Raw genomic sequence first — 26,621 nt, 5'->3', positions numbered from 1 at the left:
GGTCAGGCGGAGGTGGAGGCTCCGGAGGCGATGCCGAACGCCGGGTCCGGGACGCTCTCGGGGCTGATCAGGCGGGAGGGGACACCGTCGGGACCGACGGGGACGTCGCCGTCGACGGTGACGCGGCGCAGGGTGCGCTCGTGGTCGTCGGAGTCGTCGACGCCGTAGTGCTGGGTGGCCCGGTTGTCCCAGATCGCGACGTCACCGGTCCGCCACTGCCAGCGGACGGTGTTCTCGGGGCTCTCGATGTGCGCCTGGAGGAGGTCGACGAGGGCACGCGAGTCCCGGCCGGTCAGCCCGGCGATGCGCTGGACGAAGTTGCCGAGGAGCAGGGTGCGTTCGCCGGTCTCGGGGTGGACGCGGACCACGGGGTGCTCGGTGAGGAAGGTGGTGGAGGTGAACACCTCGCGGTACTGGGCGAGGGCCTCGGGCAGGGCGTCGGGCTTGAGGGCGGCGTAGTCGTACTCGTTGGAGTGGACGGCGCGCAGTCCGTCGGCGAGGGCCTGGAGCGGGGCGGGCAGGTGGGCGTAGGCGGCGGCGGTGTTGGCCCAGAGGGTGTCGCCGCCGTACGGGGGGATGGTGACGGCGCGCAGGATGGAGAAGGCGGGGTAGGCGGGGACGAAGGTGACGTCGGTGTGCCACTGGTTGGCGCGGGCGCCGTGGTGGGAGTCGATGCCGAGGGCGTAACGGCCGTCCGCGGAGGGGACGGTGGGGTGCGCGACGGGCGTCCCGAGCAGCCGGGCGAAGGCCTCGTGGCCGGCCTCGTCGAGGTGGTCCTGGCCGCGGAAGAACACGACCTTGTGGGCGAGGAGGGCGGCGCGGATCTCGCCGACGGTGGCGGCGTCGAGGTCACCGCCGAGGCGGACGCCGCCGATCTCGGCGCCGATGCGGCCGCCGATGCGGGTGACGGTGGTGGAGGCGACGGTGGTCATGGCAGCTCCTGGGGTGTACGAGGACACGGCTCCGCCGGGCGGCGGGGCCGTACGTGAGCGGGAGAGGGCGGCAGGGCGGACGCACCGGCCCGACGGGGCCGGGCGGACGCGGGGGCGGGGTGGGGGCCGGGCGGGCCCCCGGACCGGACCACGGCGCGGAAGGCCGTGCCGGACGGCCCGCCACCGGGGAGACGGGTTCCGGCCCGCGGGCCCGGCGGTGCGGGGGCCCGGCCGGGCGACGCCGACGGGGACCCCGGACCATCAGGTCCCGGCCGCCGACGGGTGCCGGGGGTCCGGGCCGTGCGGGCGGGGGGCCGGGCGGGCCGGAACGGTGCGAGGGCGCATCCGGGCGGGGCGGGCCCGGCCGGGGCCGACGGGTTCGGGGGTCAGACCCCGAGGGGGGCCGGACAGCGGCCCGGACACGCGCCCGGCGCGGTACAGGGGCCGGGGGTGTGGAGCCGCGGGACGAGGTGCTCGTTCGCGGTCATGGCTCGGAGCCTGTCAGCGCCGCCGACCGGGGTCAAGCCCCACTCCAGGCCCCGGCCGGGGTCGGCCGCACCCGGCCTGACCTGCGGGTTCGCCGTGCCGTGCGGCCGAAAACCCATGGCTGGATTTCACGGTCCCGCAACGCCACCGCCACGCCCCTTTCGCGCGGACCACCGCTGCGGGGCAGCCGTCCCCCCGGCCACCGCCCCCGGCCCCGCCCCCGGGGGCTCCGCTCCCGGCCACCGCCCCCGGACACCGTCCGACCAGGGCACCGGCTCATCTGAGAGGGGGAGATCACATCCGGTGGTTCTGGTCTGGCTTAAGCGGGCCCCCCTAGAGTTCGGGCCATGACGGTCCTGCCTGACGACGGGCTCTCCCTGGCCGCCGAGTTTCCTGACGCGACACATGAGCAGTGGCAACGCCTCGTCGAGGGCGTCCTGCGCAAGTCGGGCAAGGAACTGACCGGCGAGGCAGCGGAAGCAGCACTGTCCACGACGCTCGAGGACGGGCTCACCACCCGCCCGCTGTACACGGCGCCCTCCGGCGCGGACGCGAAGGCCGAGCCCACGGGGTTCCCCGGCTTCGCGCCCTTCGTACGCGGCGGCACCCCCGACGGCACCAGCACCTCCGGCTGGGACGTGCGCCAGCGGATCGCGGGCAGTGACCCCGTACGCGTCAACGAGGCCGCCCTGGCCGACCTGGAGAACGGCACCACCTCCCTCTGGCTGACCGTCGGCCGCTCCGGGATCCCCGTCGCCGGACTCGGCCGCGCCCTGGACGGGGTCTACCTCGACCTCGCGCCCGTCGTCCTGGACGCCGGAGCCGAATACGCCGAAGCCGCACGGGCGTTGCTCGCCCTGTACGCGGAGCGCGGCGTGGCCCCCGAGGCCGCCCGTGCCTCGCTCGGCATCGACCCGCTGGGCCACGAGGCCCGTACCGGCGAGGCCCCGGACACCGCTCCCGCCGTCGAGCTGGCCCGCGAGGCGGCCGCGTCCTGGCCCGGCGTCCGCGCCCTGGCCGTGGACGCCCTGCCGTACCACGAGGCCGGGGGTTCGGCCGCCGAGGAGCTCGGGCTGTCCCTGGCCACCGGCGTCGCGTACCTGCGCACCCTCACCGAGGGCGGCCTCGGCACCGAAGCCGCCCTCGGGCAGCTGGAGTTCCGCTACGCGGCGACCGCCGACCAGTTCCTGACCATCGCCAAGCTGCGCGCCGCCCGCCGCCTGTGGGCCCGCGTCGCCGAGGCCTGCGGCGCGCCGGAGGCCGGCGCCCAGCGGCAGCACGCCGTCACCTCGCCGGTGATGATGACCCGCCGCGACCCGTGGGTGAACATGCTGCGGACCACCGTCGCCTCCATGGCGGCCGGCGTCGGCGGCGCGGACTCCGTCACCGTGCTCCCCTTCGACGCCGAACTGGGGCTGCCGGACGCCTTCGCCCGGCGCATCGCCCGCAACACCTCCACCATCCTCCTGGAGGAGTCCCACCTGGCCCGGGTGATCGACCCGGCCGGCGGCTCCTACTACGTGGAGCGGCTCACCGACGAACTGGCGCACGCCGCCTGGGAGTTCTTCCAGACCGTCGAGCGGGCCGGCGGCCTGGCCGCCGCCCTGCGCTCCGGCCTGGTCGCGGAGCGCCTCGCCGCCACCTGGGCGGCGCGCTCGAAGAAGCTGGCGACGCGACGCGAACCGATCACCGGCGTCAGCGAGTTCCCGCTGCTCTCGGAGAAGCCCCTGGTGCGCGAGGCCGCTCCGGCGGCCCCCGCCGGCGGACTGCCCCGAGTGCGCCGGGACGAGGCGTACGAGGCGCTGCGCGCCCGCAGTGACGCGCACCTGGAGTCGACGGGCGCCCGCCCGAGGGTGTTCCTCGCCGCGCTGGGCCCGGCCGCCGCGCACACCGCGCGGGCCACGTTCGCCTCGAACCTCTTCCAGGCGGGCGGCATCGAGCCCGTGCACGAGCCGGTGTCGGTGGACGCGGCGACCGCCGCCGAGGCGTACGCCGCCGCCGGCGCGGACGGCGTGGCGGTGCTGTGCTCCAGTGACGCGCTGTACGAGGAGCAGGCTGCGGAGGTGGCGGCGGCCCTGCGCGCGGCCGGCGCGTCGACGGTGTTCCTCGCGGGCCGGCCGGGCACCTCGGCCGGCGCCGTGGACGAGTACGTCTTCGCCGGCTGCGACGCGGTCGCCGTGCTGTCCTCCGTACTCGACCGGATGGGAGTCCCCCGTGAACAGTGAGCACAGGGTGAGCGGCATCCCCGATTTCTCCGAGCTCGCCCTCGGCGCGGCCGCTCCGGCGGCCACCGCCGACCAGTGGCGCGCGGCGGTGAAGGAGTCCACCGGGGCCGCCGCGGGCGACCTGGTGTGGGAGACCCCCGAGGGCATCGGCGTACAGCCGCTGTACACCGGCCGGGACCTGGAGGGCCTGGACTTCCTGGGGACGTACCCGGGCGTGGCCCCGTACCTGCGCGGCCCGTACCCGACGATGTACGTGAACCAGCCCTGGACGATCCGGCAGTACGCCGGCTTCTCCACGGCGGAGGAGTCCAACGCCTTCTACCGGCGCAACCTCGCGGCTGGCCAGAAGGGCCTGTCGGTGGCCTTCGACCTGCCGACGCACCGCGGCTACGACAGCGACCACCCGCGCGTGACGGGCGACGTCGGCATGGCGGGCGTGGCGATCGACTCGATCTACGACATGCGCCAGCTGTTCGACGGCATTCCGCTGGACAAGATGTCGGTGTCCATGACGATGAACGGCGCGGTGCTGCCGGTCCTCGCCCTGTACATCGTGGCGGCGGAGGAGCAGGGCGTCTCCCCCGACAAGCTCGCCGGGACCATCCAGAACGACATCCTCAAGGAGTTCATGGTCCGCAACACCTACATCTATCCGCCGAAGCCCTCGATGCGGATCATCTCGGACATCTTCTCCTTCACCTCGCAGAAGATGCCGCGCTACAACTCCATCTCGATCTCCGGGTACCACATCCAGGAGGCGGGGGCCACGGCCGACCTGGAGCTGGCCTACACCCTGGCCGACGGCGTGGAGTACCTGCGGGCCGGGCAGGGCGCCGGGCTGGACGTGGACGCGTTCGCGCCGCGCCTGTCGTTCTTCTGGGCGATCGGCATGAACTTCTTCATGGAGGTCGCCAAACTGCGCGCGGCGCGCCTGCTGTGGGCGAAGCTGGTGAAGCAGTTCGACCCGAAGAACGCCAAGTCCCTCTCCCTGCGCACGCATTCACAGACCTCGGGCTGGTCGCTGACCGCGCAGGACGTGTTCAACAACGTGACGCGGACCTGTATCGAGGCGATGGCCGCGACCCAGGGCCACACGCAGTCGCTGCACACCAACGCCCTCGACGAGGCGCTCGCCCTGCCGACGGACTTCTCGGCGCGCATCGCCCGCAACACCCAGCTGCTGCTCCAGCAGGAGTCGGGGACCTGCCGGTCGATCGACCCGTGGGGCGGCAGCGCGTACGTGGAGCGGCTGACGTACGACCTGGCGCGCCGGGCCTGGCAGCACATCCAGGAGGTCGAGGCGGCCGGCGGTATGGCGCAGGCCATCGACGCGGGCATCCCGAAGCTGCGCGTGGAGGAGGCCGCGGCCCGTACCCAGGCGCGGATCGACTCGGGGCGCCAGCCGGTGATCGGCGTCAACAAGTACCGGGTGGAGAACGACGAGCAGATCGACGTCCTGGTGGTCGACAACTCCTCGGTGCGCGCCCAGCAGATCGCCAAGCTGCGCCGGCTGCGCGAGGAGCGCGACGAGGCCCGTACGCAGGACGCCCTGCGGGCGCTGACGAACGCGGCCGAGCGCGGGGCCGGTCAGGGCCTGGAGGGCAACCTCCTCGCCCTGGCGGTGGACGCGGCGCGGGCCAAGGCCACGGTCGGCGAGATCTCGGACGCCCTGGAGAAGGTGTACGGACGGCACGCGAGCCAGATCCGTACGATCTCGGGTGTGTACCGCACCGAAGCAGGCGAGTCCCCGTCCCTGGAGCGCACCCGTGCGCTCGTCGACCGGTTCGAGGAGGCGGAGGGCCGCCGTCCGCGCATCCTGGTGGCGAAGATGGGCCAGGACGGCCACGACCGCGGCCAGAAGGTGATCGCCACGGCCTTCGCCGACCTGGGCTTCGACGTGGACGTGGGCCCGCTGTTCCAGACCCCGGCGGAGGTGGCCCGTCAGGCCGTCGAGGCGGACGTCCACGTGGTGGGCGTCTCGTCGCTGGCGGCCGGCCACCTGACCCTCGTACCGGCGCTGCGCGAGCAGCTGGCGGAAGAGGGCCGTGAGGACATCATGATCGTGGTCGGCGGCGTCATCCCGCCGGCCGACGTCCCCACGCTGCTGGAGATGGGCGCGGCGGCCGTGTTCCCGCCCGGCACGGTCATCCCGGACGCGGCCCACGACCTGGTGACGCGGCTCGCCGCGGACCTGGGCCACGAGCTGTAGGCGGAGGCGGGATGCCCCCGAAGATCGACATCGACGTGTACGTGAAGGGCGTGCTCGACGGGAAGCGCGCGCAGATCGCGCGCGCCATCACCCTCGTCGAGTCCACCCGGGCCGACCACCGGGCCCTGGCCCAGCGGCTGCTGACGGAGCTCCTGCCCCACTCGGGGAAGGCGCGCCGGATCGGCATCAGCGGGGTGCCGGGGGTGGGTAAGTCCACCTTCATCGACGCGTTCGGCACGATGCTGACGGGCCTCGGGCACCGGGTCGCCGTCCTGGCGGTCGACCCCTCGTCCACCCGTACGGGCGGCTCCATCCTGGGTGACAAGACCCGGATGGAGCGGCTCGCGGTCGACCCGGCGGCCTTCGTCCGCCCCTCCCCCTCGGCGGGGACGCTGGGCGGGGTCGCGAAGGCCACCCGCGAGTCGATGATCGTGATGGAGGCGGCGGGCTACGACGTGGTCCTCGTCGAAACGGTCGGCGTGGGCCAGTCGGAGACGACGGTGGCGGGCATGGTGGACTCCTTCCTGCTGCTCTCCCTGGCCCGCACGGGCGACCAGTTGCAGGGCATCAAGAAGGGCGTCCTGGAGCTGGCGGACGTCCTCGCGGTGAACAAGGCGGACGGCCCCCACGAACGCGACGCGAAGGCCGCGGCCCGGGAACTGTCGGGCGCGCTGCGCCTGATGCACCCGGCGGACGCGGCGTGGACCCCGCCGGTGCTGACGTGCAGCGCGCGGGAGTCGACGGGGCTGGCGGAGGTCTGGAACCGCCTGGAGCAGCACCGGATCCTGCTGGAGGCGGGCGGCCGGCTGGCCGCCAAGCGGGCGGCGCAGCAGGTGGAGTGGACCTGGTCGATGGTCCGCGACGAGCTCCTGGAACGCCTGAAGGCGAACCCGTCGGTACGGGAACTGGCCCCCGCCCTGGAGGCGGGCGTCCGCGCGGGGACGGTCACGGCGACGTCGGCGGCGGACCGGATCCTGGCGGCGTTCACGGCCTGAGCCGGGACGCCGGCCCCCCGCCGCCGCGACGGCGTGCGCGTTGCGGCGGGGGTCGGCGCGAGCGTCAGGCGTCGACGAGGACCGGGTCCTCTTCGGACAGCGCCGCGCGCAGCACGCGGGCCTGCTCGACCGGGTTCTCGGAGGCCAGCAGCGCGGAGAGGACCGCGATCCGGGCCTGGCCGGCGCGCAGCGTACCGGTGGGGACGGCCCCGGCGGCGACCAGGTCGACCGCGCCGCCGTGCGTGTAGATCTCGGTGACCGGGCCGGCCGGGACGCGGGTGGTCAGAGCGACGAGCACGCCCCGGGCCACGGCTTCCCGCACCGCGTCGACGATCTCGGGGGTGGCGTTGCCCGCGCCGGTGCCGACGAGGACGACGCCCCGGGCGCCGGCCGCGACGGCGGCGTTCAGGAGCACCGGGTCGCCGTCGGCGTGGTGCATCACCATGTCCACGCGCGGCGGCAGCTCCGGCATCGCGGGCAGCGGCAGCGCCTGCGGCCGCTGCGGGCTGCGCAGGACGGTGACCTTGCCGAAGCCGATCTTGCCGAGGAGCTCGCGGGAGGGGTCCGCGAACGCGTCCAGGGCCACGGCCTGCGTCTTCATGGTGCCCCGGGCGGCGTGCACCCGGCCCGCGAAGGCGATCAGGACGCCGAGCCCGCGCGTGGTCGCGGCGGTGAGCAGGGCATCGTAGAGGTTGCCGGGGCCGTCGCCCTCGGCGGAGCCCATGGGCAGCTGCGAGCCGGTGAAGACGACGCTGCGGGGGTCGTGGTGGTGCAGGTCCACCAGGAACGCGGACTCCTCCAGGGTGTCCGTGCCGTGGGTGACCACGATGCCGTCGACGGTGGGGTCGGCCAGGACCTCGTGGACGGTGCGCAGCAGGGTCAGCTGGTGGGCGGTGGTGAGGCGGGGGCTGTTCACGCTGAACAGGTCGACGACCTCGACGGTGATGCCCTCGGGCAGCGGCGCGGTGGCCATGACCTCACGCCCGTCGGCCTCGGCGGCGAAACCCGAGCCCGTCCACCGGCTGGCTATCGTCCCGCCGGTGCTGATGACGACGATGCGCCCCATGACCACCCTTCCCTGACGTCCGGCCCCCGGAACGGGGCTCTCGCACAAAAGTCCTAGAAAGGGCAATGATAGTGAGATCTACGCGCAATGCGATTGCGCATTGAACGCCTCCTGTCACAAACCATGGCGGATAATTGCGCCATGGACGCCATCGATCGAGAAATCTTGCGCGAGCTCCAGCGCGACGGCCGCCTCAGCAACCAGGAACTGGCCCAGCGGGTCGGCCTGACCCCCTCCCCCTGCATGCGCCGGGTCCGGCAGCTGGAGCAGGACGGGGTGATCCAGGGCTACCGCGCGGTGATCGACCCCGAGGCGGTGGGCCGCGGCTTCGAGGTGCTGGTCTCGGTGGAGGTCCGCCGCGACCGCGAGGCCGTCGAGGCCTTCGAGGCGGCGCTCCAGGACATCCCCGACGTCATCGAGGCCTACCGCCTCTTCGGCAGCCCCGGCTGCCTCCTGCGCATCGCCGTCAACGACCTCCGCGCGTACGAACGCCTGTGGATCGAACACCTGACGGCCCTCTCGGGGGTCACGGAGGTCAACTCGCAGATCATCATGAAGCGCATCAAGGAACCGACGGGACTGCCCGTCTGAGCCCGCAGGGGTGCCAGGAGGATACCGGCGACTCCTACCGTGGGGGCCGATCACACCAGGTCGGTCAACAAATGATCGAGGACGGTCTCCTCCTCGACCCTGACGCCGAACTCCACGAGCGCGGCGGACAGTTCCGGGTCCCAGGGAGTCTCTGCCGGACGGCCGATGAGGGGCGGGCCCGCCGGTGCCGTGAGCGCCGCGGCCCTGTAGTCGGCGGCCGTGAAGCGCCACGGCCGCCACGGGACGCGGCGCAGGAGAGCGGAGGCGATGCGCAGACCGCCCCAGTCGAAGTCACCGTGGTAGCGCACCTTCGCACCGCCTTCATGGAGCCGGCGCAGGAGGGCGAGGGCAGCGGCAGACGGCTGGCCCTGCAGACAGACCAGCGGCGAGCAGTCCCGGCCGTGGGCGTCGGCCGCCGCCGCGATCACCGCAGGGTTCTCACACACGTGGATGACCCCGGTGGTGGAGTCGGGAGGGCGGCGCAGGAGCTGCCTCAGGGTCAGGACGGAGGGCTCGCCCGCGTCGGCCATCCAGTCCAGGGCGGGGGTGCCCCGCATGTTCAGCACGAGCACGGTCGAGGACAGCTCGTCGCGCAGCAGTCCCGCCGACGCCCAGGCGTCCCGTCGCCATTGGGCCCCGCTCCCGTCGGGGAAGCCCGTCATCGCACGGAGACCGGACAGGGTGACGGTGGCCAGAGGGGTACCGTCGTCCAGCGCGTGGGAGCTGTCCAGGAAGCGGGCTGCGAAGGCGGGCAGCGAGACCGCCGGGTCGGCGGGCAGGGCCCGCAGGACGGTCACCGCTTGGAGGAGCAGGTTCCGAGCGGCCGCCGGGTTCCCCGCCAGGCGCCGTACCAGGCCGTCGCCCCGGAGACGGACGGCCCACGGTGCCAGGCGGGGAATCTCCTCGGACAGCTCGTCGATCGGGGCGAACGCGTCCCGCCACGCCTCCTCCTCGGCCCGCCGGGCGGGACCGAGCAGGGTGACCGGTCCGGTCAGGGCGGTGACCGCTGCCGCGAGCCCGTCCTCGCTGATGCCGGACCGGCGCAGGACGGCGTCCACTGCTTCCAGGCGTACGGTGAGGGACCGGCCACCCCCGGGCGCGCGGCCGAGCAGGCGTTCGGCCCCGCGCCGTTGGTCCGGCGTGGGCCGGGTCAGGGTGACGGCGCCGGTCAGGGGCTCTTCGGCCGCCAGGCGTCGGCGTACCCGCTCCACGAGCCAGGCGAGCTCGGGAGCCCCGAGCAGGCTCCGCAGCCGTACCGTGTCGACCGGCACCCGTTCGCTGCCCGTCGTCAGCTCCACAAGGGCTCCCGGCCGGCGGGCACGGCCTTCCCGGCCCCCGAGGTGTCCCGGACCGGGTCGTCGCGGCGCGTCCGCCGCATGCCGTCCCACTCCCATCGGGTGACCAGTACGGCCGCCACGTCATCGATGCGGGACAGCTGGGCGATGGCGATGCCGGGCACCTGTGGGTAGCAGGCCCACTCCCGTTCACTGGTCATCACCACGTCCAGGTCGAAGGCGTGCAGCAGACCCAGGCACTTGGCACGTGAGTCGTCGTCCACGCCGGCGAACGCCTCGTCCAGGGTGACCAGGCGCGGTGCGTGGGGGCTGCCGGCGCTCGCGTAGTGCGACGAAGCGGCGGCGAACAGGGGCACGGACACCGCGAGGACCCGCTCGCCGCCCGAGGCGGGGCCCGTCGCGGGGACCCAGCGGCCCTGCTGGTGCCGTTCGACTCCGAACTCGTGCCAGGTCCGGTAGTCCAGGGCGGCGGTGAGGTGTTCCGTCCAGCTGCCCGAGGTGTCGTCGATCTGCTGGCGGGCGATCTGCCCCTGGAGGAACTCGCCCACCGCCGAACGGTCCTCCGGGGTCCAGGCGTCGGCGGACTGACGCAGGCGTTCGCGGGCCTGGGCCAGTCCGGCCGGGGCCTTGCGGGAGGACCGCCAGACCAGCCGCAGTTTCATGCCGGTGGAGGTCGGGCGGTCCTCCAGCTCGGCGTTCATGTCCCGGACCTGCCGTTCGGCCGCACCGATGAGTTCCTGCAAGGTGCCCGCCACCTCGGTGACCAGGTGGGTCTCGAGGATCTCGCGCTCGTGGGCGGACAGGATGCGGATGAGCTCACCGACCTCGGCGGTGAGCGCCCCGGCCAGTTCGGGTACGGCTCGTTCCCGCCCCTGGTACACGATGTCGACGACCATGCCGTCCTCGACCATACGGGCGGAGGCGGTGTGTCCGTGCCGGGAGAGGGCATCCTGGAGGATCTTGAACTCCTCGCCCAGACGGCGCTGGGCCCGGTCCCAGGCACCGTCCGAGTCGTCGGCGGCCGTCAGGCCCGATTCGATGGCACGGGCGAGGGCGATGGCGGGGGTCGCGGCCCAGGACCCGTCGTCCACGGCGGGCACCGTCAGATCGGGCAGGGCGACCGTGATGAGGCCGGTGGCGGTGAACCGCTGGAGTCCCGCGATGGCTTCTGCCCGGGCGGCGGCGGCTTCGGTCAGCCCCTTCTCCAGCTGCTCGATGCGGCCTTCGGCCTTGCCGGCCGCGCGGTCGGCCGCCGTGTATCGCTGCCGAGTCGCCTTCTGGTCGGCAAGGCAGTGCCGCAGGGCGTCGGCGGTCTCCGTGAGCCGACGCTGGAGTTCGGCCACGGCCGCACCGACGGTCGAGCGGAGCGTGTGGTGCCGCTCTTCCGCGGCAGCCGCCTCGTGCCCGGCCGCCTCGGCACGCCGGGCGAGTTCGGCGGAGCGCTCTTCCGCCCGGGACGCCTCGGCCCGTTCGTCCTCCACCTGGCGAGTGGCCTCGGCACGTTCGCGCAGCGCGGGCCACCATGCGGCCAGGGAGACGGCGAGGGCCCCGTGCGCGGCGCGCACGGTGGCGAGGCCTTCCCGGTCGGCGGGCAAGCCCAGATCGGCGGCCGTTCCGGTGAGCTCGGCGGCCGCCAGCTCGGCCGATTCGGCTGCCGCGGCAAGTCCGGCGGCCCATTGCTCGCGCCGGTGCCGGGCCGCGCGTACCGCCTCGACGGCAGCCGTGACCCGGGCATGGGCGCGGACGAGCGGGCCCTCATCGGGCACGCGGGCCAGCTCGCCGTCGAGGGTCAGGCGGCGCGCGGCCACGTTCTCCGCCTGGGCCCGTACCTCCTCGCACTCCTCCTGGAGCAGCCCGAGTTCGGCAGTCAGCGCGGCCAGGCGGGCCCTCCTCGCGGCTTCCCTCGCACCTTCACCGATGTACTCGGCGGCGGGCTTGCCCCAGCGTCCCGTCAGTACGCCCACGCGGAACCGTCCGTCGGTCGCCACCGAGGTGCCGGCTCCGCTCCGCTCCCCCAGGCCGACGGCGGCGAGCACCCCTGCCACGGTGCCCTCGCCCACCGCCGAGGCCCGAGCGTCGCCACTGTCCACGGCCGGTCGCAGCAGCTCACCGAGACGGGCTCCGGGCGCCGGGCCGGCATCGGGCGACAGGAGCACGTCGAATCCGTCCGGGGCGAGCGCGGTGCCGTCGGGCAGGATCCACGCGTCCAGCAGCCCCGAGGCCTCCAGTGCGGCTTCCAGTCCGGCGCGGTCCGCTTCCGGCAGTCCGTCGCGGAAGTCCACCAGCCGCCACAGCGGTGCGCCGGCCAGGTGCTCCCGGTAGCCGGGCGTGCGGGTGTACGGAGGGCGGGGAGGCCGGCGGCCCCCCTCCTCCAGTGCGCTCAGCTCCACACGGATCTCACCCGCACGCGCCTCAAGGTCGGCGAGTCGCCGGGCCGCATCCGCCCCGATCCCGGCCAGCCGCGACGATGCCTCTCCATGCGCCCGGGAGGCGTGGCCGCGGACCGGATAGGGGCCGTCGCAGTGCTCGGTCCACTCCTGGAGCTCGTCGAGCAGACCCGTCACGTCGGAGCAGGTCAGCTCGGTCCATGCGAGGACGCGTCCCCGTACGTCGTCCAGCAAGGCCCGCCCGGCGGCGGTCGCGGCTTCCTCCGCCAGGCCGAGCGCCCCGGTGGCCCGGTCGAGGTCGGTGTCCGCTTCGTCGAGGCGAACGGCTGCCTGACGCCGCTGCTCGGCCGCGCGTTCGGCGGCCCCTGCGAGCTCCTCCGTGTGGGCGAGCGCTCGGCGGCCTCGGTCCATCGCCTGGTCGGCGACCCGGCGGAGCTCCGCTTCAGCGGGCAGGGCGCCACCGGGTCCGAAGTCGCCGATCGGCCCGATCCGGGCCGCCTCGGCCGCTTCCCGCACGTCCCGGAACGTGTCCGCGGCGAGAAGTCCGGCCGTACGCAGCCGGTTCTCGGCTGCGCCGAGGCGGCCGAGCGCCCGGGTGCGATGGCCTTCGGCCTGTTGCTGGTCGTCCCGGGCCCGCTCCGCGGCCCGCATGGTCCGCTCCACCGACTGGGCGGCCTGCTCGAGCTCCCGTGCGCTGCGCATCTCCGGTCCCTCGCGCAGGGCCGCCTCCTGAGCCTTCAGCCGGGCCTCGGTCTCCTCCAGCTCGGCGAGGTGTTCCTCGGTGGCCGCTCGCTCCTCCTCCGCCCTGACGCGCTGCTCGTGGGCGCCGGCGAGGTCCCGTTGGAGGTGCTCGTAACGGGAGTGCTCCGCGCGCGGCAGCCGGGCTCGGCGCCTCGTGGCGATGCGCGCGTAGCGGCGGTAGTGGTCGAGGAAGCCGGAGGCCGCCCGCTCGGCGGCGGAGGCGGCGGCCAGTTCCTCCTTCTCCTCGTCCAGGGACCGGAAGGCCTCGGCCACATCCGCGATGACGGCCTGGTCCACGGGTGGCAGGGCCTCGGTCAGTGCCCGGGAGAGGGCGGCCTCGTTGGGCCGCTTGGACAGCTGCGGCTGACGCAGCTGGATCAGCAGGTCGACCAGGGCTCCGTACCGCTGCTCGCCCAGCCCGAACAGTGCCTCGTCGACCGCCCGTCGATAGCTCCTCGCCTGGTCGTACACCATGCCGTGGCCGGCGACGGCCTCGGCCAGCCGGTCCCGGGACAGCGCGGTGCCGGTGGCGTCGAGCAGGCTGAACGTGCCTTCCGCCGGCTCCTCCCGGCCGTGGTCGACGCGCTGGTCGGTGAGCGCGTACCAGTGGCGGGCTATGCCCCGCCCGCTCACGGCCTTGAGGCCACAGAGCAGGGTGCGGAAGTGCGGAACGCCGCTGGTCTCTTCGCGCCGGCCGAACTCGATCCAGGTGTACCCGAGCCGCTCGGAGTGCGGGTGCTCGCCGCCCAGAAGGAGGTTCCACTCCATGCGCTTGCCGGGATCGCCATCGGGCTCCACCCGGCGGGAGGTGAGGTCTCCGTCGAGCAGGAACGGCAGCGTCAGGGCCAGTACCTTGGATTTGCCGGTGCCGTTGTTCCCTCGCAGCAGCAGTCGGCCGTCGCGGAAGTGGAACTCCTCCACGTCGTAGTGGAACAGATCGACCAGGCCGATGCGCAGGGGCTGCCAGCGGGCTCGCCCGGGGGCGGGGAGGCGGGTCACGGATTACCGGCCTTTCGCTGCGCGGGCATCCGCGCTGTCGTGGGTTCGATGACGACGGCAGGACCGACCGCGTACCGGGCGAGGGCGGGAAGCGGCGCCACGCCCCCGTCGGTCCGCGAGGCGAGCCGCAGAGCGGTGAGCCGGGCCACGGCCTGCTCGACGAGTTCGGCCTCCATGCCCGGCTCCCTTGCGGACTTGGCCCAGAAACCGCCGTGTTCGGCGGCGAGCTCCCTGACACGGTCGGCCAGTGCGTCGACGCCCACGGGTCCGTCCGCGGCTGCCAGGTGTTCGGCCAGCAGCAGGGTGACATGGCCGTACGTGCCCTGCTCGGGCATCCTGAGGTCGGTCAGGTCATCGTCCGGGTCGACCATCGCGATGCCCTCGGCCCGCACTTCCGGGACGAGTCCGGTCAGCTCCGTGATGCGGGCGGTGAGGAAGCCGCGCTGTCGGGTGAGGTAGGCGAGTTCGGCATCGTCGAGTTCGTCGTAGTAGAGCACCGGATCGTCGAGCAGCCGCCGGGTCAGCTTGCGCCGCATCGCACGGAACCGCAGTTCGTCGCTGTCGAGCGCGGTCTCCGCGACGAGTTCGGCGAGCCGGTCCTCCGGGGATCGCGCGTGCACCGTGGAGGGCCCCCGGCGCGCGGCGAGCAACCCGGCCAGCACCCGCCGTTCCACGTCGTACAGAACGTCGCCCGCCCCGCTCACGTACGCGTCCTCGTCGCCGGCGACCCGCCGCAGCACGCCGAGTGCGAGCAGGAGCCGTACGACGGCGGCCAGATCGATCCTCTCGGCACGCCGGTCGAGGGTGAATTCGATGCCTGCGGCGATCAGGTGGGGGTCGGCTGCGTCGAGCACGACCTGTTCGGCGAGGCGGCCCAGCGCGATCTGGGCCTCGCCGCGTTCCAGGGCGGCCAGGGCGAGACAGAGCAGCACGTACCGGCGCCGGGTGAAGGGGGCGGCTGCGCGGGTCGCCTCGCGCGCCGGGTGGGTGGGGTCGGTGAGCGTACCGGGGATCTTGCGCAGGCGGGCGGATCCGGCATCCGTCTGGAGCCCCCAGCCGGTGTTCCGGTCGAACCATTCACGCAGTTCGGCGGCGTGCCGGCGGACGAGACGGAACTCCTCCGCAGCGGGGCCGCGCGCCAGCAGGAGGGGTTGTTTCAACAGGGCGCGCGCAGCCTTGCGCAGATCGGCGGCGTGCTGCCCGTCGAGCACCTCGGCCAGTTGATTGTTCACGGCTCTCCTTCCCCGCCCGTCAGGTCGACGATCTCGATCAGGTGGTCGGGCCCACGGAACACCCCACCGGGTGTGCGGACCTCCGCCGTGGTCGGGTCGGCCAGCGCGCTGAGCCGGATCTCCATGGAGCCGTCGCTGCTCGTGGCCACGGTGTGGCGCATGCCCGGCCGCCAGGTGGCCAGCGCGTCGCCGAGCAGATGCAGGAACAGACCGAACGCGACCGGATCGAGTTCTCCGAGCCCGGAGAGGCGGGTGATCCCGTCGGTGACGAGCCGTGCGCGCGCTGCCGCGATTTCGGCCCGCTGCTTGGCGGCCACCTCGGCGAGCTGCCGCCGCAGGTCTGCCCGGTCCTCGACCTTGCGCGGTTTGCCGCGCCGCTCGTAGCTGCCGGTCCGCCGCAGCTGGGGGCTGATCCGCAAGGGTTCCGCCCCGGCCCACGGCGTACCGGCGGGCACCGGCCGCTCGGCCCGTGCGGCGAGGGTGTCGGCATCGACGGTGAGGTGGCGGGCGGGATACAGGCCGAAGGCGCTCCGCCAGAGCCGGTGCCTGGCATCGTCATCGGCCGCCTCGGCGAACCAGCGGGCGAGGGTACGGAAGTCCGCGGACCGGTCGGAACGCCCGGCACGGCGCTCGTTCAGCGCCCGTACGACGGCCAGCAGCTGAGGGATCGCCCCGAGCGCCCGGCCGCGTAGCAGCCGGGCCTGCGACTCACGGCCGTCCCGGCTGATGAACCAGGCGGCGAGCCCTGCCCACTTCCCCGTCCATCGCTCCAGGGCGTCCCGCGCCGCCTGCGGCAGTTCCTCGGGGGCGGCGTCTTCGGCCTCCCGCGCGGCGGCGGCCCGGAGCAAGCCGTCGATCAGACCGCCTTCCTCCAGCTCCAGGATCAGGCGGGCGATCCGGCCGCCCAGCGTGATCAGATCCTGGATGAACCGCTCCAGGTACTGGATCAACCGGTCCTTGTACGCGAGGAACGCCTCCTCCTTCACCTCGTGGAGATCAATGGTGCGCTGCAGCGACCCCATGAAGGCGCGGGCGTTCTCGGCGAGCGCGCCGAACCGGCTGGCCAGCGCGTCCAGCGCCAGGTGTGCCTTGGCCGGATCGGGCTCGTCCTCGGCTGCGAGCACCAAGAGCGCCCGCAGCTGAGTGACGATGTCGTGCAGGGCCACGGCCTGGAGCGCACCGCGCCGCCCGAGCGCCTCGTCGTAGACGCCCAGGGCTTCCTCGGCGGCCTCCCCGGCCTGCGTGAGCTGGTAGATGTACCGCTTGCGGTAGAAGTCCTCGACGGCGGTGACCCGGGCGGTGTCCGGGTCGGCCCGCAGGTTCCCCCACCTCACCGCGGCCAGAGCGTCCAGCGCGCTCGCCACGGCCTCCACCTCGGCGGGCCTCACCGCAGCGGGCAGCGCGGCGTACACGTCCTCGGGCCGCAGGTGAACGGCGAACCGCTCCTTGGCGGTGACGAAGGCCCGCATCACGTGCCGGTACAGCACGGCGTTCGGTGCGGTGAGGTGGGCGAAGGGGCCGTACACGCCGGTCTGCGGTTCCGGCCCGGTGGTGCTGCGGGTCATCGCGGGCCATTCTCCCGCACGGGGAGCCATCGCGGCCGGGGACTGCAGCAGCTGGCCGGATCTCACCGGTCGGTCGACTCACGACCGCGTTGAGCCTGCCCGCCGTCGGACGTTCACTGCGTGTGACAACCACCAGGTGGGTAGGTACGCGGCTCAGCAGCGGGCCGCCCATCGGACCGGGCTGATCGGGGGACGACAGGTGGGATGGCGCGAGGAGATCGCCTCGGCACTCGGCGAGTGGATCGCCGTCGAGGGGGGCGCGGACAGGCAGCCACGTTGGCAGCGCGTCGGCAGGGCGGCCCGGAGCGGTGGTCCCGGCCGATACGTGGTCGATCTGCGGGGCTCTGACATCGGACCGGGCAGCAGGACCACCTGAGGCTGGCCGGACCGGACGATGACGGCATCGGATCCAAGGGCTTCGCCGTCTCCGAAACCGTACAGAACGACTCCCTGCTGACGCTGCGGGTACCGGAGTTCACCGAGATCACCGACCCCTACCTCTGATGCTCAAGCAGCCGCCCACCTTCCTGATCGAGGCTCTGCGCGACGGCATCGCGGGACTGGGCGAACATCCCCTCGCCACCGCTCTCGCGACCGGCACGATCGGCGGAGCGTCGGCCGAAGCCGTCGACCCGCCGGGATTCCATCCGGCCCAGGCCGACGCCTACCGGGCCTGCCTCGGTGAAGGCGTCCACCTGGTGTGGGGGCCGCCTGGCACGGGGAAGACCACCGTCCTCAAGCGGGCCATCGGTGACCTGATCGCCCAGGGCCGGCGTGTGCTGCTGGTGTCCGCGACGAACATCTCCGTGGACAACGCCCTGCTGGGGGTGGTGCGGGAGAAGCGCCACGCGTCCGGTGACGTCGTCCGGGTGGGACCGCCGCACCTGCGCGAGGTGGCCGAGGACCCTTCCGTGTCCCTGCCCCTGATGGTCCGGGCCCGGCTGACGGAGGCCGCGGCCCGGCGCGCGGCCCTCGAGGCCGAACTCGTCGCGATCGGGCAGCGGGCGGGGCGGTTGGCAGCGCTGGAAAGCAGCCTTGTGGGCTTCGACGCCCCGTCGTACTTCGCGGCGCTGAAGCTCGTACGGACGCCGGGACAGGACGTGGCGGCGACGCAGGCCCGGGCGACGGAGGCGGAGCAGCGGCTCAGCCGGGCGATCCGGATCCTGGCTGACTCGGGGGAGGCCATCGGGACGGCGCACGCACGTCAGAAGGCCGCCGACGCCGCGAAGGAGCGGTGGCGCGAGGTCGACGACCTCTCGGAGGAAATCACCCGAGTACGGGAAGCGGCCGGCAACCGCGAGGCCGACGCTCTCCTCGTGGAAGACCGCCGCCGCTCCCTGGAACAGAAGCTGAAGGACCTCGAGGCGAAGAGCGCCGTCGGCCGGTGGCGACAGCGCGAGCTGATCTCCGCGCTCCAGAACGAACTGGCGGACGCCCGGGGGCCGCCACCGGCGCCCGTGTGGCAGCCCAGGAAGCCCGCGCCACCGCGACCGCGCACATCGCCCGTCTCGGGGCACGTATCAACGCACTGACCGAGACCATCCCGCTCACCCGGGACCAGATCGCCCGGCTCGAAGCCGACGTCGTGTCCCTGGTGGCCGAGAGCAAGCAGGCGGAGCAACGGGCTCACGCCCTGGAGCAGGAGGCGATCCGGGCCTCCGAGACGGCCGCCCGCGCCCGGCAGGCCCACGCCCTGGCCGAACATGCCTCCGAACGGGGCTGGCCGGTCCAGCACGACCGGGCCGAACGACTGCGGCCCGCCGTGGCCGCCGACCGCACCCGCCGCCCGGAACTGGAGAAGCAGTACCAGCAGGCGAGGAGGAGTACGAACGGCTCGCCCACAACGCCCAGGGCGAGATCATCAAGTCCGCCAAGCTGGTCGCCACCACCCTGGCCCGGTTCCGGACCAACCGAACGGTCTTCGAGGGGCCGTATGACGTGGTCCTCGTCGACGAAGCGGGTGCCGCGACCCTCCCCGAGGTCCTGCTCGCCACCGGAAAGGCGGACCGGGCGGCCGTCCTGCTCGGGGACTTCATGCAGCTGGGGCCGGTGATCCCGCCGTCCCTCGGCAACAACGACCGCCCCGACATCAAGCAGTGGCTGCACCCGGACGTCTTCCAGCACTGCGGCATCCGTGAACCCTCCGACGCCCAGGCGCACCCGTCCTGCATCACTCTCACCGAACAGCACCGATTCGGCCCCGCCGTCATGCGCCTGGCCAACGACCTCGCCTACGGCGGTGTCCTCACAGGCGGCCCCCAGGCGCTGCGGGGGCGGCCGGACAACGACCCCGAGATCGTCCTCATCGACACCGACGGCCTGCACGAGCTGGCCCGCGCCCACCTGACCGGCAGTCGCAAGGGGTGGTGGCCGGCCGGCTCCCTCATTGCCCGGGCTCTGGTGGAACTCCACCGCGAGCAGGGTGAGGAGGCGGGCATCGTCACGCCGTACGGCGTCCAGGCCGAGGCCACCCTGGAAGCACTGCGTGACGTCGAAGGTGCCGACCGCCCGCTCGCGGACGTCGGCACGGCCCACGGGTTCCAGGGCCGCGAGTTCGACATCGTCGTTTTCGACACGGTGGAGGGCAGTGGGGACCGGGAGCTCTGGATGGCCCTCGCCCACCTGCAGCCCGGGGCCGACGCGTGGCTTCGTAACGGCGTCCGCCTGTTCAATGTGGCCGTGACCCGGACGAAGACCCGGCTACGTCGTCGCCGGCGGGGCCCGCCTCAGGAACGCCAAGCCCGGAACGGCCCTGGCCCGGCTTGCCGCACTGATCGGAACCCCGGGCGTCCGAATCCTGAAGGCCAAGCACCTGATCGCCCCGCCGAAGGCCCCGGTCCCGTTCCGCGGCGAGTTCGGCACGGCCCTGGCCGAGGTGCTGGGCCGGCACGTGGAGGTGACCGACGTCCACGACGAGACGACCTTCAGACACGCCACTCCCTGTGGCTCTGGGCGCCGTGGGTCGCCAAGCGGCTCCGCTCCCTGCTGCCCGCCCTGGCGGCCGCCGCCGACCGGGGTGTACGGATCACGGTCTTCATCCGTGACGACACGGAGCAGTTGCAGCGCAAGCCCGCGAGCCAGGCGCTGATCGCTGACCTGCGCGCCGTGGCCCACACCGTGATCCCGATGAACGTCATGCACCAGAAGATCTCGGTCTTCGACGAGCGCACCGTCCTCCTCGGAAGCCTGAACACCCTCTCCCATAGCTGGACCCGGGAGATGATGATCGCGATGCGCGGCGCGCACTTCGCCCGCAAGCTGCTCGCGCACGAGCACGCGGAGACCTTCGCCCGCCCGCCGAAGTGCGGCAGGTGCCGGGGTACGGAGATCGAGATCCGGCGGCGGAAGAACGGCAACTGGTTCTGGCGCTGCTACGCCACGTCGTGCAAGACCACCACTTCGGGCCGCTCCAACGCCTGGACCCAGGACATCCACCTACGGGCCGGCCGCTGACATCCTGTTCCGACCGGTGCGGCGGAGGTGCCGCAATACTGGGAGGGAGACCTCGCGCGTCGGCTACCAGCAACCGGGCGCCTGCACCGTGTACGTCTGCGGCTTCAGCCGTGGACCGTGCGTTCCAGGCGCACTCCAGTGCCCCCCCGATGGCGTCCGGGCAGCGCGGGCGGCCGCCGCCCGGTATTGAACGAGGCCGCCGGCGCGGCTGTCTGCCCGGTGTTGCGATGATTGCCGTCGCAGCCGTTGGCAATCGTCGGCGAGCACCGTGGCGGACTCTCCGATCATCCGGCCCTGCCGGTGGTGACGGCGGGAACGCCGACAGCATCCGGGGAGATCCGGCTGAAGCCGACGAGGCACGCTTCGCACAGCCGGTCGGCAAGCACGATCGTTCCCCTCCGCTAGCGGAGCCCCGCCCACGGTTCTTCGGTCTCCCGTCGAGTCCGGGAGTGGGATCAGCCGAAACAGGCCGACGACCGATGACCACCACAGAATGGCAGATCAGCGGCCCCTCGCAACCGGCTCCAGTATCGCCACGCACTCCACGTGGTGCGTCATCGGGAAGAAGTACACAGACCCAGAAGCCAAGAAACCTGCAGGTCCGAGTGGACTCGGCAACCTGGCGGGTGGGGCCCTGCGTCCAAACGAGCGTCACTGGCCACCTCGACGGGACGGGCAAGGCAACCGAGGTCGACGCAGGCACGGCGACGAAAGCGAAGTGAGTGCCCTGGTCCGCCGGACCTGATAGTGCTTGGCCTCTGCACAGAACTGGGCTTCCACTCCTACCGCAGCAAGATTGCACGCACCGCGGAAGGCACTCGCGCTCGCGTGCGACGAGGCGGCGGCGAGCAGGGACACGGACACCGCGAGGACCCGCTCACCGCCCAAGGCGGGGCCGTGTTCCGTCCAGTCGCCCAAGGAGCCGTCGCTCTGCTGGCGGGCGATCTGCGCCTGGAAAAACTCACCCAACGCTGAACGGTCCTCTGGTGTGCAGGCCAAGCGGACTGGCGCGGGCGTTCGCGGGCCCAGACCAGTCCGGGCCGAAGCCTTGGAGGAGGACCGCCAGATTTCGCAGTCTGGCAGCGTGACCGCCTCGGCTTCGGCTGGCCGCAGCCCCACGTACTACATTCCGTCGAAGAGACCGACCTGCGAACTCATGGCGGTGGTATCAGCCCTTCTCCTGAACGCCCAACCATGACTCGAAGGCCATCAGCTGCTCGCCCATGACTCCGAGCGAGTATGGATCCGACTCGTATTGCACCGACAAATTGGCCTCGTAAAGCTTGTATACCGCCGGGGCCGTCTCCCCCGCCAAGGACGCCTCCTTCAGGGCCCGCGCCACCCTTTCGAGGTCCGTCCTGCGGAGGCCATCCGTGACCTCCGGCCACACGGTCTCCGCGAGGTGATCGCAGAGCTCCATCAGCAAGCGGCCCGCTCGTACCGCACGCTCGGAGATCGCTTCCTGCCTCGCCTCGTGCATATGGTCGGCAAGGTGGTTTTCGCGCTCGTACTCGCTCTCCCATGAGCCGTCGTCGTAGATCTCCCTCCAGATCCCCTCGGCCCGATCCATAGCAGCCTGGAACTCTTGGTCGAGTTCTTCCTGTGTGAGTGTGGGATGCGATGCCTTGACGTCCTTCAGAGCGATGATGAGCGCGTCCACGGACGTGGCAGGGAGAGCACGCCCGTCTCGAATCGCGGTCAACAGCGCGACCGTGTCGACAGCACGCCGAGCCTGTTCGCTGTCGACCAGACCCCACAGCTCGTAGGCGTATCCTTCGACAGCGGCGTAGTTGTGATCGGCGATCTCTCCGTCGAGTTCCCCCGAGAGGTTGAGGAGCGCCTCGCACACGCTCTCGATCTCATCCATGGCGCTTTCGATCTCCTCGTCGATCTTCTCGACGACTCGCAACGCCTCTTGAGCCTCCGTGACCTCATGTTCCAACCGGGCCACGCGGTCCGCGAGCTCGCCCATCTCATCTGCTCGTCATGGTTGTCGTGACACCACAGACTGCTGGTGCGGGCGAGCCGGTGCGTTGCCGCTCACATCCCGGCGGTGAGCAGGAAGGGGCTGGGGTGCCCCGCCCAGGACACGTACAGGTCGTCGCGGGCCCGGGTGCAGGCGACGAAGAGCAGGCATCGTTCCGCCAGCAGATCGGCCTCGTGCTGGAGCCGGTCGACGTCCACGGGCGTCACCGCCTTGGGAAAAGGCACGGCGCCGTCATGGACGCCGACCACCGCGACGCACCGGTACTCCAGGCCTTTGAAGGAGTGCATGGTGCCAACGTTCACCGCGTCGGCCACCGCCGGCCGGTCCGCCCGCAGCCGCTGAGCGCGGATGCCGGCCGCCGACAGACGTTCCGTCACCTGGTCGCAGGTCCGGTTGAAGCGGGCGCTCACGCCGATGTCACCCGGGGCGATGCCGTCCTCCAGCCAACCGCGGACACGCGTGACGAGCGCGGCCAGCTCCGCCTCGGGGGAGCCGGCCGCGTGCGTCTCGGGGCCGCTCCCGTGGAGGGCCGAACGGTAGCCGAGCAGGGTTTCGTGCCGGGCGTCGTCCTCAAGCTCCGCGAAGGGGCGTCCGACGAGGAGCGCGGTGGACCAGCTCAGGATCTCGTGTGTGGAGCGGTAGTTCTTGCGCATCTTCGACGACCGCCCCGCGACTTTGATCCCGACCGCCTTCAGGGAGACCTTGCTGTCGTAGATCCGCTGGTGCGGGTCGCCCGCGATGAACAGGTCGTCTGGGCGCACGGGTGCGGCGGCGCGCAGGAGGCGCCACTGGGCGGGGTGCAGGTCCTGGGCCTCGTCGACGACGACGTGCCGGTAGCACGGTCCAGTCCGCTCCAGCAGGTCCGCAGCCTCCATGCAGGTGCCGAGATAGGTCCGCAGCCCGTCGGAGGCCAGCCGGGCGGCGAACTCCTCGATGGCACCCCAGACCAGCGGCCGGGCCGCCGCCGGCAGCGCGCCGCCACGCCCTTTGCGCTCGGCGGCTTCGTACTGCTCGTACGCGCGCAGGTTCTGGGCAAGGACGACGTGCCTATACTCCTGGGCGAGGAACTGCGGGCTCCCGGTGAAGCCTGCGGCCCTGGCGGCCTGCTGCCAGCGGGCCGGCTCCTCGTCGGCGCGCAGAGGTCGACGCGACGTGGACAGCACCCGCCCGGCGAACGCGTCGACGGTCATGATGTCCACCCGGTCCCGGAGCGTCACGTCGTCGACGAGCTCGGCGAGGCCCGCGCGCAGGGCGGCCACCAGTGCGTTGGTGTAGGTGGTGAGCAGGATGCGGTCGCCGTCGCGCAGGTGGCCGAGCAGGTGGCGTACGCGATGCAGGGCGACGACCGTCTTGCCCGTGCCGGGGCCCCCGGTGACCTGGGCCGGACCTGAGTACGAGGGCCGGTAGGCCACCTTGTGCTGGGAGGGGTGCAGGAAGACCCGCCACGCGGCGAAGGGCTTGTCGAGGATCTCGCGGAGCTCCTCGGACCCGGTGACCAGCGCGATACGGGTACGGGTGTGGCGGATGGCGGTCTCGTAGTCGGCCGGGTTCACGGGCTCCGAACTGTCGGCGGCGGCCAGGTTGACGGCCACCACGTCTCGCCACACGTCCTCCACCGTGAACCCGGCCGCGAGGTACTCCAGGACCTCGCGTTGGTCCTGTGGGAAGAAGGGCGCGAACGCCTCCAACTGTTCGAGGGTGGTCAGGACCCGTGCCTGGCGCAGGGTGGTCTCGTCGATGCCCAGCGCGGCCAGGTCCCCGTCCGAGAACGCCGCGAAGAGGCGCCGCGCGGGTTCCGGCGCCACCCGCTCGTAGACCGGGGTGAGTTCCTCCAGGACGGCGATGTCCCGGATCTCGACGGCGCGGGTGACCGTGTTGATGCTCGCCTTCTGCTTGACCGCCCAGGCGTTGGCCTTGTCGTGCGGCAGCACCCGCAGCAGGACGTACGTGTCCCCGCTGTCGGGTGCGAGCACGACGCCACGGGTGCCCCGGTCGATCCGGATCGTCCGGATATGCCGGTCACGAGCCCCTTCCAGGGACTCCAGCTTCAGTCCGGGGTCCTTGAACAGCTGCTCCTGGGTGAGCCGTTCGAACTTCTCCCAGGCATCGAACACCCCCTGCCGGACGGTCCCCTGGAGTTTGGGGAGCTGGGCGCAGAAGGCGATGTCGAAGGCGAGGTGGGGCATGGGTCGGTGGTTCTCCTCACAGGATGCGAGAGGGCCGCGTGAGCGCCCCCTCGCCCGCGTGCGTCAGTCGTCTTCGGGACCCGGTCCCGGCTCTTCGAGCCCGTTGAGGACTCGCCAGGCAAGGTCGGCAAGGGTCTCGCCGGTGGGAGCCACCCATCGGGCGGTGCCCTGGTTCGCCACTGGTTGTTCCGCCCATTCGGCGAGCTTCCACATGTGGGTGATCAGCCCGGAGGGCGAGTACCGCTTGCCGTCGGCCGCCCACAGGACGGGCTTGGTTCGGTGCTTCACCCAGGTGGCACGAGAGCGCTTCTCGTCCTGGGCGAGCCACTCCCGGAGTGCTTCTGCTTCCATCGGGTAGGCGGTGGTGAGGGTCAGCGGGTCACCTTCCTCAAGCACCCCTTGGTCGATGAGCACATGAACGGCGTTGGGGCGTCGGGGCTTGCGCTGTGCGGGGATGCGCCGGTACTTGTCCCGCGCGACCGGGCTTCGCGGGTCTGCGGCAGCGTCGAGTACCCGGCCGGCGACTTCGCGGCAGCGGGCGACGTCCGCACACACGCCACGGATCTGTGAGCGCTCGCCGTACAGCTCATCGATGACGGCGGCGACGGCGGGAAGCAGTTCCTTGATCAGGCCGGGCACGCGGGCGAGGGCATCGGCCGACCATTCGAGCTGGGGGTCGGGTTCGTCGATCGATTCGGTGTCCAGGCGCTGGAAAACCAGGTGGGCGAGGAGGTAGACGCCGTTGTCGATGAGGGCTGCGCCCCGTCCCTCGTAGCGCGGACGCAGGGCGTGCAGGGCGCTGCGTACGGCGCGCAGGACCCGCACGCTGTTCCACAGGAGGTAGGCGCCCGGCTGGGGCCGGAAGAGCACATCGTAGATGCCCTGGGAGCCGCGTTCCCACAGGACATCGAGGGTGGTGGCCATACGGGCCGCGTACTGGCTGTCAGGGTGCGCGCACGCCAGGGCGCAAGCCGCCTCCACCACCGAGCAGCCGGTGGCCTCCGGCGGCTCCAGCTCACCGCGCCGGACGCTGTAGTCGAGTCCGAGTTCGGCGCGCATCTCCTCCAGGATGGCGGCCTGGACGGGGTCGAGCGTGATGAAGTCGCGTGCTTCCACCCGGTTCTGCCGGTTGGTGGCCTGGGTGGTCCTCTTGGCGAAGTCGACAGCCTTTCCCGTCACGATGATCCGTACGGGAACCTGCGCGGAAGCCGCGCCTTCGTCTGCGGCGATCGCGTCCGCGACGGATCGGACCGTCTGGGCGCCGTTGACGACGCTGGCGTTGTGCAGCGTGAGCGTGAGCGGGGAGGCGTGAGGCGTCCGCATCGACTGGTACGTCTTCTCCACCGACTCGCACAGGACGGTGATGCCGTTGTTGAAGTACAGGAAGTGAGCCGGCTCCTCCGTGAGCGTCTCAATCAGCTCGTTGTTGATCGAGGTCCGGCCCAGCGGATTGCGGATGTTGAGGTTGAAGAGGTGGGAACCGTGCTCGGCCCATTCGGCGACCAGCTCCGCCGAGACGACGCCCTGATAGGAGTCGTAGGGGGTGTTGACCGCGAACCAGGGAAACAGAACCGTGGTGAGCTCGACGGGCTTGGGAGCCAGGTCATCCCGCACCGAGGCCCACACGTCCGGGGCCAGGATGATCCGGTGGTCGAGAAGTTCACCGAACCGGTTGAACTCCTTCTCACCGTTGACCAAGGCATGTCGGAAGCCTTCGATGACCTCGTCCGTGCGCATGAGCACCACGACCTGTGTGACGGGTACGGGTCCCTTCGACATGACCGCCTTCGCCTGCTCCGCCAGCTGGCGCCCACGTGGGTTGAACGGCGAGAAGTCCTCGTCGTCGATGAGCCGCAGGCCCGCCAGCAGTTCGAGGACGGCCTCCCGCTCGCTCTTGGCCTTCCCGTACTGGCTCCACTTCGCCTGGACGAGGTAGATATGGGGATCGGGGCCGTCCACCACCGCGATCGCGTCGATTCCCTGGTCGGCGATGCCGTCTATGACGGTGTCCGCGGCCTCCTGCGGACTGAAGCCGGTCACCATCCGCACGGCCTGCGCCGTCAGCGCGCGCGACAGCAGTCGCGGATCCCGTTCCTGAGGTGACTTGCCATCCAGATCGCTGACGTGCAGAAGGCCCGCGTCCACGTAGACGCTGCGGAGTGCCTTCTCCACCTGCCGCACCTGGAGCGCGACGCTCTCGCCGCTGCCCGCGGCCTTCTTCCCGCTCATGGTCTTCCCTTCGTTCTGGACCCCGGCCGAAGCCCGATACGGC

General features: G+C 72.2%; 15 protein-coding genes. 6 read left to right on the top strand and 9 right to left on the bottom strand.

All coding sequences use genetic code 11. The features are described from left to right. Positions 1 to 2: 2 nt before the first annotated feature. A complete protein-coding gene (locus tag ABT403_RS09755) occupies positions 3 to 932 on the bottom strand; it encodes a TauD/TfdA dioxygenase family protein (RefSeq protein WP_344166137.1) in 930 nt (309 codons plus the stop codon). 833 nt (positions 933 to 1,765) lie between these two features. On the opposite strand from ABT403_RS09755, the gene mutA reads away from it, so the two are divergent. From mutA to meaB, 3 genes are read left to right on the top strand one after another with little or no spacing between them, the layout of a single operon-like run. After that, complete coding sequence (gene mutA, locus ABT403_RS09750; RefSeq protein WP_344166136.1) at positions 1,766 to 3,643, top strand: methylmalonyl-CoA mutase small subunit; 1,878 nt, start codon at positions 1,766 to 1,768, stop codon at positions 3,641 to 3,643. Positions 3,644 to 3,650: 7 nt separating this feature from the next. Then, complete coding sequence (scpA, locus tag ABT403_RS09745; protein ID WP_344166723.1) at positions 3,651 to 5,852, top strand: methylmalonyl-CoA mutase; 2,202 nt, start codon at positions 3,651 to 3,653, stop codon at positions 5,850 to 5,852. A gap of 11 nt (positions 5,853 to 5,863) precedes the next feature. Further along, positions 5,864 to 6,847 (top strand): methylmalonyl Co-A mutase-associated GTPase MeaB, encoded by a 984-nt coding sequence (meaB, locus tag ABT403_RS09740; RefSeq protein WP_344166135.1) that lies wholly within the window; start codon positions 5,864 to 5,866, stop codon positions 6,845 to 6,847. Between the two features lie 64 nt (positions 6,848 to 6,911). On the opposite strand, the gene ABT403_RS09735 is transcribed toward meaB, so the two are convergent. Beyond that, positions 6,912 to 7,913 (bottom strand): asparaginase, encoded by a 1,002-nt coding sequence (locus tag ABT403_RS09735; RefSeq protein WP_344166134.1) that lies wholly within the window; start codon positions 7,911 to 7,913, stop codon positions 6,912 to 6,914. Between the two features lie 141 nt (positions 7,914 to 8,054). Here ABT403_RS09735 and ABT403_RS09730 point away from each other — a divergent pair, with 141 nt between their 5' ends. After that, positions 8,055 to 8,504: an Lrp/AsnC family transcriptional regulator gene (locus ABT403_RS09730; protein WP_344166133.1), complete on the top strand. Its 450-nt coding sequence runs from the start codon at positions 8,055 to 8,057 to the stop codon at positions 8,502 to 8,504. 50 nt (positions 8,505 to 8,554) lie between these two features. On the opposite strand, the gene ABT403_RS09725 is transcribed toward ABT403_RS09730, so the two are convergent. Genes ABT403_RS09725 through ABT403_RS09710 form a run of 4 tightly spaced genes read right to left on the bottom strand, consistent with a single transcriptional unit; the run spans position 8,555 to position 16,723 of the window. Continuing rightward, positions 8,555 to 9,802, bottom strand: coding sequence for a TIGR02679 family protein (locus ABT403_RS09725; protein ID WP_344166132.1), 1,248 nt, complete (start codon positions 9,800 to 9,802; stop codon positions 8,555 to 8,557). Next, positions 9,793 to 13,926 (bottom strand): TIGR02680 family protein, encoded by a 4,134-nt coding sequence (locus ABT403_RS09720; protein ID WP_344166131.1) that lies wholly within the window; start codon positions 13,924 to 13,926, stop codon positions 9,793 to 9,795. Before ABT403_RS09720 ends, ABT403_RS09725 begins: the two co-directional genes overlap by 10 nt. Further along, positions 13,923 to 15,158 (bottom strand): TIGR02678 family protein, encoded by a 1,236-nt coding sequence (locus ABT403_RS09715; protein WP_344166130.1) that lies wholly within the window; start codon positions 15,156 to 15,158, stop codon positions 13,923 to 13,925. Before ABT403_RS09715 ends, ABT403_RS09720 begins: the two co-directional genes overlap by 4 nt. Continuing rightward, positions 15,155 to 16,723, bottom strand: a complete 1,569-nt coding sequence (locus tag ABT403_RS09710; protein WP_344166129.1) for a TIGR02677 family protein — start codon at positions 16,721 to 16,723, stop codon at positions 15,155 to 15,157. The genes ABT403_RS09715 and ABT403_RS09710 overlap by 4 nt, the downstream gene beginning before the upstream one ends. A 503-nt stretch (positions 16,724 to 17,226) precedes the next feature. Between ABT403_RS09710 and ABT403_RS09705 the strand changes: the two genes are divergently transcribed. Further along, positions 17,227 to 18,255 carry an AAA domain-containing protein gene (locus tag ABT403_RS09705; protein WP_344166128.1) on the top strand — a complete coding sequence of 343 codons (1,029 nt, stop codon included), beginning with the start codon at positions 17,227 to 17,229 and terminating at the stop codon, positions 18,253 to 18,255. 187 nt (positions 18,256 to 18,442) lie between these two features. Further along, positions 18,443 to 20,176, top strand: coding sequence for an AAA domain-containing protein (locus tag ABT403_RS09700; protein WP_344166721.1), 1,734 nt, complete (start codon positions 18,443 to 18,445; stop codon positions 20,174 to 20,176). Positions 20,177 to 21,344: 1,168 nt separating this feature from the next. On the opposite strand, the gene ABT403_RS09695 is transcribed toward ABT403_RS09700, so the two are convergent. The 3 genes from ABT403_RS09695 to ABT403_RS09685 all read right to left on the bottom strand — a co-directional run bounded on the left by ABT403_RS09695 (position 21,345) and on the right by ABT403_RS09685 (position 26,578). Beyond that, positions 21,345 to 22,148 carry a hypothetical protein gene (locus ABT403_RS09695; protein ID WP_344166127.1) on the bottom strand — a complete coding sequence of 268 codons (804 nt, stop codon included), beginning with the start codon at positions 22,146 to 22,148 and terminating at the stop codon, positions 21,345 to 21,347. A 68-nt stretch (positions 22,149 to 22,216) separates the two neighbouring features. After that, positions 22,217 to 24,349, bottom strand: a complete 2,133-nt coding sequence (locus ABT403_RS09690; RefSeq protein ID WP_344166126.1) for a UvrD-helicase domain-containing protein — start codon at positions 24,347 to 24,349, stop codon at positions 22,217 to 22,219. 63 nt (positions 24,350 to 24,412) lie between these two features. After that, the gene (locus ABT403_RS09685) at positions 24,413 to 26,578 is read right to left on the bottom strand and encodes an AIPR family protein (RefSeq protein ID WP_344166125.1); all 2,166 of its coding nucleotides are present in this window, start codon (positions 26,576 to 26,578) and stop codon (positions 24,413 to 24,415) included. Between the last annotated feature and the right edge of the window lie 43 nt (positions 26,579 to 26,621).

It is taken from the genome of Streptomyces sp. NPDC000075, assembly GCF_040301925.1.
In the GTDB taxonomy this organism is placed as follows: domain Bacteria; phylum Actinomycetota; class Actinomycetes; order Streptomycetales; family Streptomycetaceae; genus Streptomyces; species Streptomyces polychromogenes.
This window is presented reverse-complemented; position numbering and strand designations above follow the sequence as displayed.